The following is a 16,457-nucleotide window of genomic DNA, read 5'->3' on the forward strand; positions in this document are numbered from 1 at the left end:
ACCGCCGCGCCGCGCCCCCACCCACCGGTGAGGAGGCCGGATAGCCATGGAAAACGCCAAGGGAGTGTTACTGCTCAGCCACGTCGGGTTCTCGTTCATGGAGGACCTCGTCGACATGGTCGCGGCGCGGGGGCTGAAGACCTTCGTGCTCAGCTCGCTGCCGGAGCCGCAACACCAGGAATCCAGGCCCGGAGCGCTGGCGGACCTCGCCGACTACGTGCGGGTGAGCGCCGGACACGTACTGACCCCACGCGATGTCGAGGACTACCTCGACCAGTTGGAGGCCGCGGGCACGAAGGTGAGCTGCTGCCTCACCGTCTGGGAGGGCTACCGGCACCTGATGGCGCTGGCCAACGGCCGCCTCGGGGTGCCGGACCTGGACGAGAAGCAAGTCCTGGAACTGCGCGACAAACTGACGCTGCGCAACCGTCTCGCCGATGTCGGCCTCAGCCGGGGCCGGGCGTCCGCGCTCACCCCCGAAACGCTCGCCGCACGCCAACGCGAGGCCGGCCGCTACTTCGTGAAACCGGTCAGCGGCATCGCCTCGTTCGGCACGTTCGCCCTCACCCCCGACACGACCTGGGCCGACCTGGAACGCATCGCCGCCGAAGCCGCCTCCGACACGGTCTACGCCGGCGCCTTCAGCACCGGGCCGGGCCCCGGGACGGAGTTCCTCGTGGAGGACTACGTGCCCGGGCGGGAGTTCAGCTTCGAGACGATCCTCGTGGACGACGAGCTGCATGTGGTGGCCGTGCACGAGAAGTGCGAGGTGACGGAGACGGCGGGCACCGTGCTCGAAAACGCCTGCGTCAGTCCGCCCACGAGCCTGACGCAGGAGGAAACCGCCGCGGGGATCTCCTGGGTGGCGAACGTACTGGACACCCTGGGCCTGGGCTGGGGCTGTTTCCACATCGAGGCGCGGCACACGGCGTCCGGCTGGGATCTGATCGAGGTCAACCCGCGCGTCGGCGGCAGCCTGATCTCCCCCAGCGTGGCGGCCCTGACCGGTGGCCCCAGCCTGCTCGACCTCTGGCTGGACTCCCTGCTCACCGCCCATCGACCGGCCGGATTCCTCGACACGCTCAAAAGCCTGTCGTTCACCGCGGACGGCACCACGCAGAGCGCGAACGCGACGTTCTTCCGCGTCTTCTTCGCCGACCCCGGCACGATCCGAGAGGTCGGACCGAACGACGACCTCCCGCTCCGGCCGGTCCTGTCCCAGGTCCTGCTCCACCCCGGCGACGTCGTCGAGTCGTCCTCGCGCGAGGTGTTCCTCGGCCAGGTCCTCTGGTCCATGGACCGGGCCGGCCGCGACGCCATCCTCCCCGCACTGCTGCCCGCCTCCGAGCGGGCGATCGAGACCGTGTACGAGACGGAGTGCCCATGACCCGGCCGATCCTCCTCATCGTCGACTACAACCTGAGCCGGATCGACGAGGTCCGCCACCTGCGGGACCACGCACGCGAACGCCACGGCGCGACGGTGGCCCTGGTCCGTGCCGACCCCACCGCGGCCGACCACTCCATCGCCGAGGAGGTGATCAACCTCGATCCGCTGCGCGACGATTTCGCCGAGATGGGCGAGAAGCTGCTCGGCGACCGGCGCGAGCGGATCGGGGCCGGCATCGTCTTCTCCGACAACGCCGTGCGCAGCGGCGCCGAACTCCTCGAACGGCTCGGCCTCCCGGTCGACTCACCGCGACTGGCCGAGGGCGCGTTCTCCAAGTACCACTACCGGCTCGACGAGGCGCGCGTGGCCGACCTGCTGACGGCACAACGCATCATGGTGCCCGCCTTCGCCGAGATCGCCTCGCTCGACCAGCTGCGGGACTTCGCGCACGACCACCCCGAAGGCTTCGTCGTCAAGCCCACGGCGGAGGGCAACAACCGGGGCGTCGTCGTGGTCCGTCCCGGGGACGACCTGACGGCGGCGTTCGCCGAGGTCCTCCCCTATCTGGACGGCGGGGTCATCTGCGAGGAGCTCATCCCCTACCGGCGCGAGTACTCCTTCGACGGGCTGGGTTCGCTGGCGTTCCTCACCGAGAAGATCAGCGCGCGCGGCCGGTATCCCGTCGAGATCGCCCAGGTGCTGCCCGCCGGGGTGGACGAGCACGAGCGGGCGACGCTGGAGCGGGCGGGCCGGCAGGCGAACTGGCTGGTCGGCCAGTGCGACGGGCCGTTCCACAACGAGATCAAGCTGAGCGACGACGGGCTGCGCGCCGCGGTCGTGGAGCCCAACCGGCGGCCGGCCGGGATGAAGATCTGGTCGCTGGCCCGCTGGGTCTACGGGATCGACCTGCACCACCACTGGGTCGACACGGCCTTCGGCACCGCCGCCGACGTGGGACGGCTGGTGCCCGGCTGCTCGGCGGCGACGGTGATGCTCGGCGTCGGCAGCGACCGCTCGTTCTCCCCGTACGACGTCGCCGCCGGTACGGACCCGTTCGCGGACGCCGTCGCGGCCACCGCCGAACGGTGCGGCCTGGCGCACGGAGAGCTGACCGTCACGGAGTTCTCCTGGCTCTCGCCCGAGCGCCGCGACCTGCATGCCGTCGCCCGCGACAACGCGGACTTCGCGGCACAGGGCTGCGTCGTCCTGCGCGGCGACCGCGCCGACATCCGCACCGTCGTCCACACCCTGCGCGAGGCCTGGTCGGACGCCCTCGACCACGCCCTCGCCCTCCCCACTCCCCTCAGGAATGCCCGATGAAGATTCTCATCCTGCACCGCGTGCCCTATTTCAAGATCGAATACCACCGGGGGATCGACCACGACCGGCACGAGGTCACCTATCTCGGCACCTCCCGGGCCCTGGCCACGCTGCCGTCCGCCCTGCGCTGCGAGCGGGTGAGCCGCCCGGGCGCGCGTTCCGCCTTCGAGGAGGCCCGGGACTGGCTGGCGGAGCGGCCCCGCGACTTCGACCGGATCATCTCGGCCTCGGAGTACGAACTGCTCGACGCCGCCCGGCTGCGCGAGCACCTGGGCGTCCCCGGCGCGCCGGTCGACCAGGTCGAACTCGCCCGCGACAAGGTCCTGATGAAGCAGGCGGTCGAGGAGGCAGGCCTGCGGGTGCCGCGCTTCCTGGCGCTGCCGCGCTTCCTCGCACGAGGCGGCCGGGTGGCCTGGCACAGCCGGACCGTCCTCAAGCCGCACCGCGGTGCGTCCAGCGAGGACGTACTCGTGTTCGACACTCCGGGGCAGGCCGCCGCAGCGGTCACCGGGGGCAGGACCGGCGTCGGCCGGCTCGACGCCGGGAGCGGTCTGGAGGACTTCCAGGTCGAGGAGTTCGTCTCCGGGCCGATCAGGCACTTCGACGGCCTGGTGCAGGACGGCGAGGTCCTGGTCCTCAGCGCGAGCGAGTACGTGGGCACCTGCCTGGGGTATGCGCAGGGCCTGCCGATGGGATCGTTCCAGATCGGGTTCTCCCGGGAGACGCGCGACTGGGTGTCGCGCGCCCTGGCCGCCGTACGGATCGAGGACGGCAGCTTCCATCTCGAAGCGATCGTCCACGAGGGAGAGCCGGTCTTCCTCGAAGTCGGCAACCGGGTCGGCGGGGCCGACGTGGTGGCGACCGTCGAGATGGCCACCGGAGTCCACCTGCCGTCGTACGAGCTGCGCGTCCTGCTCGGCGAGCCCGTCGCCCGGGCGCTCCCCGAACCGCCCGCCGACAGGCGCCGGTACGGCTGGTTCGTCCACCCCGGCCACCACCTGGCCGGGCAGGAGTTCCAGGGCCTCGACGGCGCCGTGGCGTTCCGGGCCAGCCCGTACGCGGTCACCTGGCACGAACTGCCGTCCGGCGTACCGCTGCCCGGCCACATCACCTACCAGGCCGGGGAGACGGTGCTCGCCGGAATCGTCGCGAGCGGCACCTCCGAGGAGACCCGCGGCTGGCTCGTCGACCTGTTCGACTCCCTCTCGGTCCGGTCCCGCCCGGCCACCGCCGCCGCTGCGGAGCAGGTCCTGGCATGAAGAAGCAGCACGTCCTGCTCGCGGTGGCCGTCACCGTGATCTGGGGCCTCAACTTCTCGGTCATCAAGATCGGGCTGGAGAGCGTCGACCCGTTCATCCTGGCCGGGGCCAGGTTCGCGCTCTGCGCACTGCCCGCGGTGTTCTTCCTGAAACGCCCGCAGGTGCCGTGGCGGTACCTCATCGGCTACGGGCTGGTGTTCGGCGTGGGGCTGTGGGGCGTGGTGACCCTGGGCATCAAGGCCGGGGTGTCGTCGGGGATGGCCTCCCTGGTGCTGCAGTTCAGCGCGTTCCTGACGATCCTGCTCGGGGCCGTGGTGTTCCGCGAGTCGCTGTCGCGGTTCCAGTACGCGGGGATCGCGGTCGCCCTGCTCGGCCTGTTCTCGATCACGTTCGTCACCGACGGCACGGTGACGATCGTCGGCGTCGCGCTGGTGCTGTTCGGTGCGGTCTCGTGGAGCGTCGCCAACGTGATCCTCAAGAAGGCCGCGCCCAAGGAGATGCTGGCGTTCCTGGTGTGGTCGAGCCTGTTCTCGCCGATCCCGCTGTTCCTGCTGGACCTGGCAGTGAACGGCACCCGGGGCTTTGCCGAGCTGCCGGACCAGATCGGCTGGCCGGCCGTCCTGTCCCTCCTCTTCCAGGCCTACCCGAACACCGTGCTGGGGTACGCCGTGTGGAACTGGCTGCTGCGCGAATACCCGGTGTCGACCGTCGCGCCGCTCTCCCTGCTCGTTCCGGTCTTCGGTGTGCTGGGCTCGGTGATGATCTTCAATGAGCCGCTTCCGCCGCTCAAGCTGGTGGCCGGAGCACTGATCGTCGCGGGCCTGGTCATCGGCCTGTACGGCAAGCGGCTGGCCACGTCCCGGGCCACCGTCCAGCTCCCTTCGGTGAGCCGCTGATGAGCGCCGTGAACGAGCTCGCGGACAGGTACGTCGACGAACTGGCCGTACTGGACCCGTGCCTGGCCGCGGTGATGGGCATCGCGGGCCAGGAGGAGCGGCTGACCGACTACGGCCCGCAGGCGGCGCAGGCACGGGCGGAGTTGGCGCGTCGCACGCTGAAGACGGTCGAGGAGGCGCCGGTCGCCGGCGACGCGGAGCGGGTCGCGGCGGCGGTGCTGCGCGAGCGGCTCTCCACGGAGGTGGCGCTGGCCGACGTCGACGCGTACGCCACCCTGCTGGACACCCTCGACGGGCCCCTCCAGCGGGTGCGGCATGCGGTGGGGCTGCTGGACCAGGGCGCCGGCACCGCGTGGGACGCGATGCTGGAGCGGCTGCGGGCCGTCCCGGCGACGTTGAGCGGGCTGCGCGAGAGCCTGGAGGCCGCGCGGCGCGGCGGCCGGGTCGCGCCGTACCGACAAGTGGCCCGTAATGCCCGGGAGTGCCGGAACATGCGGCCGTACCTGGCAGGGCTGCCCGCCGGGCACGGCGCCGGAGCGCTGCGGGGCGTCCTGGACGGCGCTGCGGCGGCTGCGAACGAGGCGCTGACGGGCTTCGCGGCGTACCTGTCGGAGGATCTCGCGCCGGTCGCGCCCGAGCTGGACGCGCCGGACAGGGACCGCTACCAGCTGGGGGTACGGGAGTTCCTCGGCACCCGGCTGGACCTGGAGGAGACCTACGCGTGGGGCTGGGACGAACTGGCCCGCGTACGGCGGGAGATGGCGCGGGCGGCGGCGCAGGTCGCGCCCGGCGAGCCCGTGCCGGCGGTGCTCGCGGCACTCGACAGCGACCCGCGGTACCAGGTGAGGGGCGCGGCGGCATTCCGCGACTGGATCCAGGAGCTCGCCGACGGCGCCATCGCCGACCTCGACGGGACGCACTTCGCGATCCCCGCGCCGCTGCGGCGGATCGACTGCCGGATCGCCCCCACCGACGGGCCCGCTTCCTATCTGGCGCCCAGCGAGGACCTGTCGCGCCCCGGGACGGTCTGGTGGCCGGTGACCGACCCCGACGCGCCGATCCCGACGTGGACGGTGCCGAGCACGATGTTCCACGAAGGCGTCCCGGGCCATCACCTGCAGCTGGGTGTGACCACCCTCAACACCGCCACCCTCAACCGGTTCCAGCGACTGTCGTGCGAGCTGCACCTGGGGCACTGCGAAGGGTGGGGCCTGTACGCCGAGCGGCTGATGGACGAGCTGGGGTACTTCGCCGACCCGGCGCACCGGCTGGGGATGCTGGCCGGCGGGCAGCAGTTGCGCGCCGCACGGGTCGTCCTGGACATCGGGCTGCATCTGCGGCTCCCTATCCCCGCGGGCACCGGGTTCCACGAGGGGGAGCGGTGGACGCCGCGGCTGGGCCGCGAGTTCCTCACCGGGCACTGCGGGCTGGGGCCGCCGGGATTCGTCGAGTTCGAGATCGACCGGTATCTGGGGAGGCCCGGGCAGGCCCTCGCGTACAAGCTGGGGGAGAAGGTGTGGCTGGAGGCGCGGGAAGCGGCCCGCAGCCGCGACGGCGCCGCGTTCGACCTCAAGCGGTTCCACCGACACGCGCTGGACCTGGGCCCGATGGGCCTGGACCTGCTGCGCACCGAACTGACCCGCACCGAACCGACCCGCACCGGACCGACCCGCGAGGACTGACCCGCGGGTGGTCGGTGCAGGTGCCGTGCCGTGGGCCCGCCTCCTACCGGGCCTTCCGTACGTGGGTGGTAGCGGTGTCGAGGGGGGTGCCGTCGGCACCGGTCGGCGCTATGTGGGGCACCGGGGTGCCGTGCTGGTCGACCAGGGTGGAGTGGGCCTCCCCGGGGGCGAAGGCGTGGCGTTCTCCCCACTGCCGCAGGGTGAGGACGACGGGGAAGAGGGCGCGCCCGGCATCGGTGAGTACGTACTCCTGGCGGCGGCCCGACGGTGCGGTGCGCTGGGCGAGCAATCCGTGGGCGATCAGCTTGCGGAGGCGGTCGGTGAGGATGTTGCGGGCGATGCCGGTCCGCCGCTGGAACTCGGTGAATGAGCGCGCGCCGTCCATCGCGTCGCGGACGACGAGAAGGCTCCACCTGTCTCCGACGAGGTCGAGTGTGCGGGCGACGGGACATTCGGGGTCGGTCCAGTCGAGGCTCGGGACGCTCTCGGTGCTGACTGACATGACACTCCCAATGAGTTGCGAATTGAAACCATCATGCCGTACGGTCAAATCAGTTGCAATTAGCTACCAATCGAGAGGGGAGTGCAATGAACGTATGGCGACGGTTACTGCTCGCTGTGGTGTGTGGTGTCGCTGTGGCGAGCATCTACGCAGCCCAGCCGGTCCTGGAGCCGATGGGACGTGATCTCGGTGTACCGGCAGAACTCACCGGATGGATCGTCGCGACCGGCCAGTTCGGCTATCTGGCAGGGCTCCTGCTGCTGGTGCCGCTCGGTGACGTGGTCGACAGGCGCCGCCTGATCGCCGTGCACCTCGCGATCACCGCGGTGGCCATGACCCTGACGGCCTGGGCGTCCACCGCATGGGTGGCGTTCGCGGGGCTCGCGGCAGCCGGGGTGTTCGCCGTCGTGGTGCAGACCACGGTGGCCTACGCCGCCTCGGTCTCGCCACCCGCCGAACGCGGACGGAACATCGGGGTCGTCACCTCGGGCGTGGTGGTCGGCATCCTGGGCGCGCGGATCGTCACCGGCACACTCGCCGACATCTGGGGCTGGCGCAGTGTCTACGCCGTGCTCGCGGTGCTCTCCCTCGGGCTCGCCGCCCTGGTCCTCGCCGTACTTCCGTCGGAGGAGCGCACCCACACACCGGCGGCCTACCGGCAGGTCGTAGGCTCGCTCGGCGGACTGTTCCGGCGGCGCACCTTCCTGACGCGCGGGCTCATCGCGTTCTTCCTGTTCGCCTCGTTCGGAACCCTGTGGAGCGGACTGTCCCTCCCGCTGTCGGGCACACCGTGGCACCTGAGTGAGAGTCAGATCGGACTGTTCGGCATCGCCGGGCTCGCCGGCGCACTCGGCGCGGCACGCGCCGGACGCTGGGCGGACGCGGGAAGGGCGGCCCCGGTCACCGGTTTCGCACTCACCCTGCTCATCCTGTCGTGGGCGGCGATCGCGCAACTGCCGTGGTCGCTGTGGCTCCTCGTCATCGGCATCGTGATGCTCGACTTCGCGGTCCAGGCCGTGCACGTGAGCAACCAGCACGTGCTCACCGCCGAGCATCCCGAGCGGGTCAGCAGCGTCCTCGGCGGCTACATGGTCTTCTACTCGCTCGGCTCCGCCCTCGGCGCGGCCGTGACCACCGCCGTCTTCACCGCCCACGGCTGGGTGGGTTCCGGCCTCCTCGGGGCCGCGTTCGCGGCCTGCGCACTGGCCGTCTGGGCGATCGACAGGCGACTGCCCCGCGCCGGGGCGACCCCCCGGCCCGAGAGTGCGGGCACGCACCGGACACAGGAGGAAACCCAGGGCGCCGACGATCATGCAGGTCAAGTGAGGGACAGCGCCAAGGCGCTCTGAGCCCCTCGCCGAACTGCCACTCCCGTCGCGGACGGTGCGTGCGCAGTGGGCTCCGGCCCGGTCCTCGGTGGAACCCCCGCTGCCGAGGACCGGACCGGAACCCGCTGCGCCGCACCCGTGTCCGGCCCCGGACTCGGGCCGTCATGATGCGGGATCCGCACCTGGCCGATTTCACCCCGGCTCGGGACGTAGCCGCTCCTGCCGCTCCTGCCCCGCAAGCCGCTACTGCCCCGCAGGCCGCTCCGGCTGCCAGGCCGCCACCAGTTCGAGCAGTCCCGGGAAGCGCGCGGTGAGGTCGTCGATCCGTACCTGGCTGCGGCGCTCCAGCCCGTACTGCCGCTGCCGGGTGAGCCCCGCGTCCCGCAGCGTACGGAAGTGGTGGGTGAGCGACGACTTCGGCCGGTCCAGACCGAACCAGCCGCAGGAGTGGTCGAATTCCTCGGATTCCAGCAGGAGCGTGCGGACGATCCCCATGCGCAGCGGGTCGCTCAGCGCCGCCATCACGGTCTCCAACCGCAGCTCGCCGACCGGGGGTTCGGGCAGGGGAGCGGGCGGATCGGCGGGCGCGGGCGGGGTGTGGAACACGGCCATCTACAGCTCCCCATAACGCTTCTCCTATGTACGAGTTGGATCGTACTACGGCTATGTTCGAAGCAAGTCGTACTGGAGATGAGCAGGGGTGACGTAGTGACGGACGTACAAACCGCACCGCAGCGGTCCAAGGACACGGAACAGGCTGCGAGGAGGACGAAGAGGACGGGGGCGGCCCCCCGCTGGTGGATCTGGCTGGCGGCCTGGCCGGTGACGGCGGTCTTCGTCCTGTCCAACGCGGCGACGCCCCTGTATGTGCTCTGGCAGCGGGACATCGGATTCTCCAAGGGCACGCTCACCGTGATCTTCGCCTTCTACATCGTGGGGCTGATCGGCTCCCTGCTGGTGTCGGGCGTGGTCTCCGACCGGGTGGGCCGCAAGCCCGTACTGCTGCCCGCCCTGGTGCTCGCCGCGGTGGCCTGCCTGATCTTCGCGACCGCTTCGTCCGTGCTCGCGCTGGTCGTCGCCAGGCTGCTCACCGGCATCGCGGTCGGAGCGGCGGTCTCGGCGGGCATGGCCGCGGTCTCGGACGTGGCGGGCCCGGCCCGCAAGAGGCTCGGAGCCCTGCTGGCCTCGTGCGCGATGGTCCTGGGCGCCGGCCTCGGCCCGCTGCTCGCCGGGGTGCTCTCGGAGACGGCGCCCGCGCCGACCGTCATGGTCTTCGTGGTGGAGATCGCGCTGCTCGCCGCCGCGTTCACCGTGGTCCTGCGGATGCCCCTGCCGCTGAAGTCCCCCACGGCCAAGGGCGCCGAGCCCGCCCGGAAGGCTTCCTGGGTACGAGTGCCGGGCGTGCCGCAGGGCAACGGCGGCCAACTCCTGCTCGGCATCGCCGTGTTCGCGCCGGGCATCACCGCGACGTCCTTCGTCCTGTCCCTCGGCCCGTCGCTGCTCTCCGGCCTGCTCGGCACCACCAGCCGCATCGTCGCGGGAGCGATGGCCTTCGTGATGTTCCTGACGGCCACCGGGGTGCAGTTCGCGGTGCAGAGGCTGCACGTGCGCAGCATCCTCGTCGCCGGCGCGGTGAGTACGACGGTCAGCATGGCCGCCCTGATGGCAGCCGTGCACACCTCGTCGGTCGTCCTGCTGATCGCCTCCGCGGTACTCGCGGGAGCCGGCCAGGGACTTGGCCAGCTCGGCGGACTCTCGCTGCTCAACGCCGCGGTCCCCTCGGGCCGCCTGGCCGAGGCCAACGCGGCGCTCAACGTGGGTGGTTACGTACCGGCCGGCATCCTCCCGGTCGTGGCCGGCTTCCTGAGCGACGCGGTCGGCCTGACCACCGGCGCGACGATCTTCGGCGTGATCCTGGTGATCCTGGCGACCTGCGGCGGTTCGGTCGTCATGGCCCGCCGCCGGCAGATCCCCGAGCCCGCGTAGCCCTTCCTTCCCTCTCTCCTGCCTTTCCGGCCGGGTCATGCAACTGTGCGCCGCAGGTTCCTTCCTGCGGCGCACAGCTGTATGCCGGGTGCACTCCGGGTCCGTCCCCTCCCGCCCCTCCGGACCCTTCCGCCCCCCGCCCCTTCGCCCCTCACCCCCCCCCGGGCTCAGGCGCGAATGGCCCCGAAGAGAAGGTCCCTCACTTCCTCCCACCGCTCGACGATGTCGGCCCGCTGCTCCAGTACGTCCGAGATGTGCTGCATGCCGAAGAAGCCCGCCACCAGGGCGCGCGCCGCAGCCGCCGGGTCGGTGTCCGCCTTGACCTGCCCCTCGTCGAGGGCCGCGGACAGGAGCCCGGTGAGCAGCTCGGTCCAGTCGACGTACGGCGGCGGAAGTTCCGCGTCGATGTGGGGGCGCTCCAACTGGAGCCGGGCCCCGGCCTGGACCACGACGTCGTCACGGAAGGCGAGCGCGGCGCGGTTGAGCATCTCGGCTGCGGTGTCCAGCGGGGTGAGCTGCTCGGCCTGGATCTCTTCCAGCAGCGTCGGCCACTTGGCATAGAGGTGTTCGACGACGGCGAGGGCCAGCGCCTCCTTGGTGGGGTAGTGGAAGTAGACGGCCCCCTTGGTCATCTCGACCCGGTCGGCCACGTCCTTCACCGAGGTGTGGCGGAAGCCCCCGGCCGCGAAGAGCTCGGCGGCTGCGGTCAGCACCAGGGACTTGGTGCGGGCGGCGCGGTCCTGTTTGGGCGTCGGCCCCCGCCGTCCGGCGAACTGCTTCGCCGTGAACGCCGAGTTGCCGGCTGGAGGTGCCGCCGGACGGTTCGTCATCGGTTCCTGCCTCTCTGCACGATCTTCCGCTCTCGGCTCCGGAGTGGATGCGGAGGGTGGCTCCGAGCGGCCATTGCAATATACCTTCTCGCAGGTATATTTTCGCATCGAGGCAGAACTTTGATCAAGGAAAGCCGCAACGCCCCTGTGTGCGGCTCGCCTTGCTTGCGGGAGGGAAGTACATGCACGACACCGTTATGTCCGCAGCCGCTCCTCGGCACCGTAGGGCCACGTGTCCGGCCGTTCCAGGGCTCGGACTCGCCTTCGAAGCCCTCTCCTTCGAGGCGCCCCTGGCGCGAACAGCCGTGCACAAGGCGGCCGATGCCGAGGTTCTGCTGACGGACGCGCGACCGCTGGGGGACGACCGCTTCGCCCTCGCGGCGCTCTGGCCGCGCGACCACTTCCTTCGCCACCGCGGTGCGGGAACGTCGAGCGATCCGTTCCTTCTGGTCGAAACCGTGCGGCAGGCGACGATCCACCTCTCGCACCGGTTCTACGACGTCCCCGAAGGACACCCCTTCGTACTGTGCGACCTGGACTTCGACCTCGAACGCTCGCTGCCGCCCCGGGGAGACTCACCGCTGCCGGTCGTACTCGACGCCGTCTGCCTGCGGACCACGGACAACCCGCGGCGCTTCGGCATGCGGCTCGAAGTGACCGCCTACGCGGACAACCTGCGCATCGGCCGGGCGTCACTGCACTGGGAAGCCATGGAGCCCTCGCGCTATGAACGGGTCCGATTCCGCAACTCTCCTACAGGGAAGGCGAGTTGGGGCAGCGAGCAGGTCGCCGCCCGTGACGTGACGCCACTGCCGCCGATGGCGGTCGGACACCACAGCGACAGTGACGTACTGCTCGGCTGGGACCCCGAAGGCAGCGGCTGGGCCCCGGACGGCAGCAGGGCCCCGGGCAGCAGCAGGGGTCCGGACGGCAGCAGGGGTCCGGGATTCTCGTGGCGGCTGCGGATGGACCGCGACCACCCGGTGCTGTTCGACCACCAATCGGACCACATACCCGGAATGGTGCTCCTGGAGGCATTCCGCCAGGCCGCCCTGGCAGCGGCGCCGCGCGGGACGGACCCCGCGCCACGCCTGTGGTCGCTCGCGACGCTCAGCGCCACCTTCACCGCATTCGGCGAGCTGGATCTCCCCGTCGTCCTCCGCGCACGCGCCGCCGCGCGCGGTGGCGCCGACGACTCGCCCGGTGTCGAGGTCACGGCCGTCCAGGAAGGCAGGACGCTGGCGTCCGCGGTACTGCGCGGCCGGCTGACCCGCCCCGCCCACCAGAGCTTCGAGGACGTGGCGGCATGCTGAACACCACTCCCCGTACGCACCCGGTCCTTGCCCGGGTGCCGGTGTCCCTGCCCGACGCGTCGGCAGCGCTCATCGAGGTCGCGCGGCGTGACGCGGCGCTCGTGGAAGAGAGACGGAGTCTCACCGACGACCTGGCCGAGACACTCACGGAAGCGGGCTTCGCCCGCCACTTCGTACCCCGTCGCTGGGGCGGCGCCGCCGGTGACTTCGGCCCACTGCTCGACGCCTCCGCGAAGGTCGCCGAGGTCTGTGCGTCGACCGCCTGGTGCGCCACCCTGTACGCGTCCCACGGACGTCTCGCCGCGTACCTGCCGGAACAGGCCCAGCACGACCTCTGGGCCCGCACGCCCGACGTGCGCATCGCCGCGTCGGTCGTACCGCCACAGGGCGTGGCGACGGCCCGCCAGGACGGCTGGTCGCTCTCCGGACGCTGGTCCTTCGCCAGCGGGCTCGCCCACGCGGACTGGGTGCTTCTCGCCAGTTGGACGGAGTCCGGCGCGAGCGGCGGGCGGCCCGGCGCGAGTGGCGGGCCGCCCGGCGGGGGCCGCGAACACCGGATCTTCGCCGTCCCGCGTGCGGAACTCACCGCCGTGGACACCTGGCACACCCTCGGGCTGCGGGGCACCGGCAGCAACTCGGTCCAGGCCGACGACGTCCATGTGCCGGCCCACCGATCCATGCTCCTCACGGACCTGATCCCTCCGCTGCCGGGGGGCGCGCGCTGCCACTCGGTGCCGTTCCCGATGGTGGCGGGACTGCTGTTCGCAGCTCCGATCCTGGGCGCGGCCCGCGGGGCACTGCGCGCCTGGGTCGCGGGCATGCGGGACCGTCAGTGGTTCGGCGGCCAGGAGGTACGGCAGTCCCCGAAGGTCCAGCAGACCCTGACCCGCTGCTCGGGCGAGATCCAGGCGGCCCAACTGCTCCTGGAGCAGGCCGCCCACCGTGCCGATCAGGGCTCGCCCACCTCTCTCCCCCTGTGCGTCGCGGAGAACCAGCGGAACGCGGCGATGGCGGCCGAACTGTGCGCCGGGGCCGTCGACCGGCTCTTCCGTACGCAAGGAGTACGGGCCCAGGCGGAGGGCGACCCGCTTCAGCGGCGCTGGCGCGACGTCACCGCGGCGGCGGGACACGCCACCCTGGGCTTCGAACTCGCGGCAGCGGCGCACAGCGGGGCGGTGTTCGACCACTTCGACCACTTCGACCACTTCGATCACGCGGAGGTGGAACCGGCATGACGATCGCGTTCTTCGACGTCGACGAGACGCTGCTCGCCACCAAAAGCATGCTCGACTTCTGGGACCACTGGACGCGCCGGCCGGGAGCAAAGGGCCAAGTCCCGCCCCTGGACGACGAGTTGAACACTCTGATCCGCTCGGGCGCCTCCCGGGCCGAACAGAACCGCGCGTACTACCGGCGCTTCGCCGGAGTGCCGCTCGCCGACGTCCAGGAGGCTGCCCGGCAGTGGTACGCCGGGTACCGGGAGCGCCCGGACGCCTACGTGACGGCCGGGCTGTCGGCGCTGGCCAGGCACCGGGAGGCGGGGCACGCGGTGGTCCTGGTGTCCGGTTCGGCCCGGCCGATTCTGGCGCCCGTGGCTCAGGACCTCGGCGCGTACGAGGTCCTGAGCACCGAACAGCACACCGCCCCGCACACCGGGGACCAGCACACCGCCCCGCACACCGGGGACCAGCACACCGCCCCGCACACCGGGGACCAGCACACCGCCCCGCACACCGAGCGGTCCATCCTCACCGGCGAAGTGCGGCACCCGATGATCGGCGCCGCCAAGGCCGACGCGGTGACCGGGTTCCTCGGGCGCATCGGCATGGACCCGGCGGGCTGCTACGCCTACGGCGACCACAGCAGCGACCTCGCGATGCTGCGCGCCGTCGGCCACGCGGTGGTCGTCGGGGCGGACCCGGTGCTTCTCGGGCAGGCCAGGAGTTCGGGCTGGCCCGTCCTTCCGTCGCACACCGGCCCCAAGTCCGTTGCGATGGCGGCGAGTTGAGAATGCCGGTGCGGCGGGGCGGCGGACGCCCCACCGCACCGGATTCTGCGCTTCACAAAACATTCCGTTGGAAAGGTATATTTTGAGTCGAAGCAATCACAGCATCGAAAGGGGAGACGGTGGCCATCCAGGAAAGAGCGGTACGGACCCGCGAGCGGGTACTGGACGCCGCTGCCGAGGAGTTCGCGGTGTACGGCTACGCCGAGGCGACCCTGAAGGCGGTGGCGCTGCGCACCGGCATGACCAAGGGTGCTCTGTACGGTCACTTCGCGTCCAAGGAGCACCTCGCCGAAGCCCTGGTGGCCCGGTCCGCGGAGATCTGGCAGACGATCCCTTCCACGGGGGAGGAGGAGGTGACCGCGGCAGACGAGTGGCGGGTCGCCGCGCTGGAGAGGTTCGGCTCGGAGCTCGTCCGCCGGCTCGGTACGGACGTCCGACTGCGGGCCGTACTCCGGCTGGCCGTCGACCGTCCCGCCCTGGTCCGGATCCCCTTGGACGTACCCGAGGCACTCCGCCAGCACCTCGTGACCCTGGTCGAGCGTGCACGGCGGGGCGGCGCCCCGTGTCGCGTCCCGCCGGAAATGGCCGCCGAACTGCTGCTCCTCGCGGTGCACGGGGCGGTGCAGATGTCGTGGCAGGAACCCCACGACGCGCTGGTGCCCCGCTGGGAAGCGGCCTGGCGGGCCCTGGTCACACTGCTCGTACGGGAGCCGGGCGAACCCTGTTGACCCATAAACATACCGTCGCGAAGGAATGTAAAATTCTGGCGCCGTCCACGGCGCCCGCAAAGGAGCGAGCATGACCGTCATCGACGCGCGGGCCGTCGCCCCGCACGACGTCCCCCCGTTGTCAGACGACGTCGACGACGTCGACATGAGGCACCTCCGGTACTTCCTGGCCGTCGTACGGGCAGGCACCGTCTCGGCCGCCGCGCTGGAACTGCACATCGCCCAGCCGAGCCTGAGCCAGCAGATCCGCCGCCTCGAACGACGGATCGGCGTCCCGCTGTTCAGCCGCAGCTCGCGCGGCGTCGAACTCACCGAAGGCGGCCGGGTGTTCCTGAACGGAGTGCGGTCCATCCCCGGCCAGCTGCGCTCCGCCATCGCCGCCGCGGCGCCCGCACCCGCCACCTGGTCCGTGGGCGTGTGCGACGGAGTGCCCGCAGAAGTGCTCGGGGGGATCGAACAGGGCCTCCGCCACCACGCGGACGGTTCCGGGCGCCACGCGGACCGTCCCGGGCCCGACAGTCCGGGGCGCGGGCTGCGGCTGCGCTCGGTGGAATCCACACAGCAGCACCAACTGCTCGAACACGGCGAGCTCGACTTCGGGATCGTACGGCTGCCGACCAGGGCCACCGTCACCGCCGCCGGCCCGGCACTGGTCACGGCAACGGTCTGGGACGAGCCGCTCGGCGTGGTCCTGCAGAGCCGTCACCCGCTCGTCGCCAAGTTCTCCCTGACGGCACACGACCTCGGCACCCAGCGACTGCTCTGGTACGACACCGGGTGCGCGCCGGGCCAAACCAGCACCGTGATCGAGGAGTTGGCAGCACTGGGGTGGCGGCCGGAGCTGTGCACACTGGGCGACGACCAGCAGGCGCTGTTCGCCCACACGCTGCGCTCCACCCCCAACCTCGTCGCGCTGCGCCCCCGGTCCGCGGTCCTGGGGCTGCCCCAGCTCGCCTGGCGCCCGCTGGCAGACGCCGCCGCACCGCACGAGCGGCTCGCCCTCGTCGCCGCCGCGGGCACACCACAGAGCTCCGCCCTGCACCGGATCTCCAAAGCCGTCCGCCGGTCGGTCGCCGGACCGCCGGACGACCCGGAGAACGACGCCCCCATAGGCCCCGGCCTCTGACGGCCATTCACCCCGCATTCTCCTTTCCCGATCCATCCCCGATCCATCCCCGAACCATAGGTGAACCCGCATATCAGCCACGCATTTCTC

General features: G+C 71.4%; 15 protein-coding genes. 12 read left to right on the forward strand and 3 right to left on the reverse strand.

Annotation, left to right across the window (positions count from 1 at the left end):
- Window positions 1–46 precede the first annotated feature (46 nt).
- From ACWGIG_RS15655 to ACWGIG_RS15675, 5 genes are read left to right on the forward strand one after another with little or no spacing between them, the layout of a single operon-like run.
- Complete coding sequence (locus ACWGIG_RS15655; RefSeq protein WP_453322131.1) at window positions 47–1,387, forward strand: ATP-grasp domain-containing protein; 1,341 nt, start codon at window positions 47–49, stop codon at window positions 1,385–1,387.
- Window positions 1,384–2,709: an ATP-grasp domain-containing protein gene (locus ACWGIG_RS15660; RefSeq protein WP_453322132.1), complete on the forward strand. Its 1,326-nt coding sequence runs from the start codon at window positions 1,384–1,386 to the stop codon at window positions 2,707–2,709. The genes ACWGIG_RS15655 and ACWGIG_RS15660 overlap by 4 nt, the downstream gene beginning before the upstream one ends.
- A complete protein-coding gene (locus ACWGIG_RS15665; RefSeq protein ID WP_453322133.1) occupies window positions 2,706–3,968 on the forward strand; it encodes an ATP-grasp domain-containing protein in 1,263 nt (420 codons plus the stop codon). The genes ACWGIG_RS15660 and ACWGIG_RS15665 overlap by 4 nt, the downstream gene beginning before the upstream one ends.
- On the forward strand, window positions 3,965–4,864 hold the full coding sequence (locus ACWGIG_RS15670) for an EamA family transporter (RefSeq protein WP_453322134.1): 900 nt from the start codon (window positions 3,965–3,967) through the stop codon (window positions 4,862–4,864). Before ACWGIG_RS15665 ends, ACWGIG_RS15670 begins: the two co-directional genes overlap by 4 nt.
- A complete protein-coding gene (locus tag ACWGIG_RS15675; RefSeq protein WP_453322135.1) occupies window positions 4,864–6,546 on the forward strand; it encodes a DUF885 domain-containing protein in 1,683 nt (560 codons plus the stop codon). The genes ACWGIG_RS15670 and ACWGIG_RS15675 overlap by 1 nt, the downstream gene beginning before the upstream one ends.
- 43 nt (window positions 6,547–6,589) lie before the next feature.
- On the opposite strand, the gene ACWGIG_RS15680 is transcribed toward ACWGIG_RS15675, so the two are convergent.
- Window positions 6,590–7,048: a winged helix-turn-helix transcriptional regulator gene (locus tag ACWGIG_RS15680; RefSeq protein ID WP_453322136.1), complete on the reverse strand. Its 459-nt coding sequence runs from the start codon at window positions 7,046–7,048 to the stop codon at window positions 6,590–6,592.
- Between the two features lie 86 nt (window positions 7,049–7,134).
- Here ACWGIG_RS15680 and ACWGIG_RS15685 point away from each other — a divergent pair, with 86 nt between their 5' ends.
- Window positions 7,135–8,397, forward strand: a complete 1,263-nt coding sequence (locus ACWGIG_RS15685) for an MFS transporter (protein ID WP_453322137.1) — start codon at window positions 7,135–7,137, stop codon at window positions 8,395–8,397.
- Between the two features lie 222 nt (window positions 8,398–8,619).
- Here the strand turns inward: ACWGIG_RS15685 and ACWGIG_RS15690 are convergent, their stop codons facing one another.
- The gene (locus ACWGIG_RS15690) at window positions 8,620–8,988 is read right to left on the reverse strand and encodes an ArsR/SmtB family transcription factor (protein WP_453322138.1); all 369 of its coding nucleotides are present in this window, start codon (window positions 8,986–8,988) and stop codon (window positions 8,620–8,622) included.
- On the opposite strand from ACWGIG_RS15690, the gene ACWGIG_RS15695 reads away from it, so the two are divergent.
- On the forward strand, window positions 8,974–10,362 hold the full coding sequence (locus ACWGIG_RS15695; RefSeq protein ID WP_453322139.1) for an MFS transporter: 1,389 nt from the start codon (window positions 8,974–8,976) through the stop codon (window positions 10,360–10,362). The genes ACWGIG_RS15690 and ACWGIG_RS15695 overlap by 15 nt on opposite strands.
- A 167-nt stretch (window positions 10,363–10,529) precedes the next feature.
- On the opposite strand, the gene ACWGIG_RS15700 is transcribed toward ACWGIG_RS15695, so the two are convergent.
- Window positions 10,530–11,192, reverse strand: a complete 663-nt coding sequence (locus tag ACWGIG_RS15700) for a ScbR family autoregulator-binding transcription factor (protein ID WP_453322140.1) — start codon at window positions 11,190–11,192, stop codon at window positions 10,530–10,532.
- A gap of 182 nt (window positions 11,193–11,374) precedes the next feature.
- On the opposite strand from ACWGIG_RS15700, the gene ACWGIG_RS15705 reads away from it, so the two are divergent.
- The 5 genes from ACWGIG_RS15705 (at window position 11,375) to ACWGIG_RS15725 (ending at window position 16,367) form a co-directional block, all read left to right on the forward strand.
- Window positions 11,375–12,505 carry a ScbA/BarX family gamma-butyrolactone biosynthesis protein gene (locus ACWGIG_RS15705; protein WP_453322141.1) on the forward strand — a complete coding sequence of 377 codons (1,131 nt, stop codon included), beginning with the start codon at window positions 11,375–11,377 and terminating at the stop codon, window positions 12,503–12,505.
- Window positions 12,499–13,740 (forward strand): acyl-CoA dehydrogenase family protein, encoded by a 1,242-nt coding sequence (locus tag ACWGIG_RS15710; RefSeq protein ID WP_453322142.1) that lies wholly within the window; start codon window positions 12,499–12,501, stop codon window positions 13,738–13,740. Before ACWGIG_RS15705 ends, ACWGIG_RS15710 begins: the two co-directional genes overlap by 7 nt.
- A complete protein-coding gene (locus ACWGIG_RS15715) occupies window positions 13,737–14,513 on the forward strand; it encodes an HAD family hydrolase (RefSeq protein WP_453322143.1) in 777 nt (258 codons plus the stop codon). Before ACWGIG_RS15710 ends, ACWGIG_RS15715 begins: the two co-directional genes overlap by 4 nt.
- Window positions 14,514–14,632: 119 nt before the next feature.
- Window positions 14,633–15,241: a TetR family transcriptional regulator gene (locus ACWGIG_RS15720; protein WP_453322144.1), complete on the forward strand. Its 609-nt coding sequence runs from the start codon at window positions 14,633–14,635 to the stop codon at window positions 15,239–15,241.
- Between the two features lie 70 nt (window positions 15,242–15,311).
- Complete coding sequence (locus ACWGIG_RS15725; RefSeq protein WP_453322145.1) at window positions 15,312–16,367, forward strand: LysR family transcriptional regulator; 1,056 nt, start codon at window positions 15,312–15,314, stop codon at window positions 16,365–16,367.
- Window positions 16,368–16,457: the final 90 nt, after the last annotated feature.

The sequence above is a fragment of the Streptomyces sp. NPDC054863 genome, from assembly GCF_053610825.1.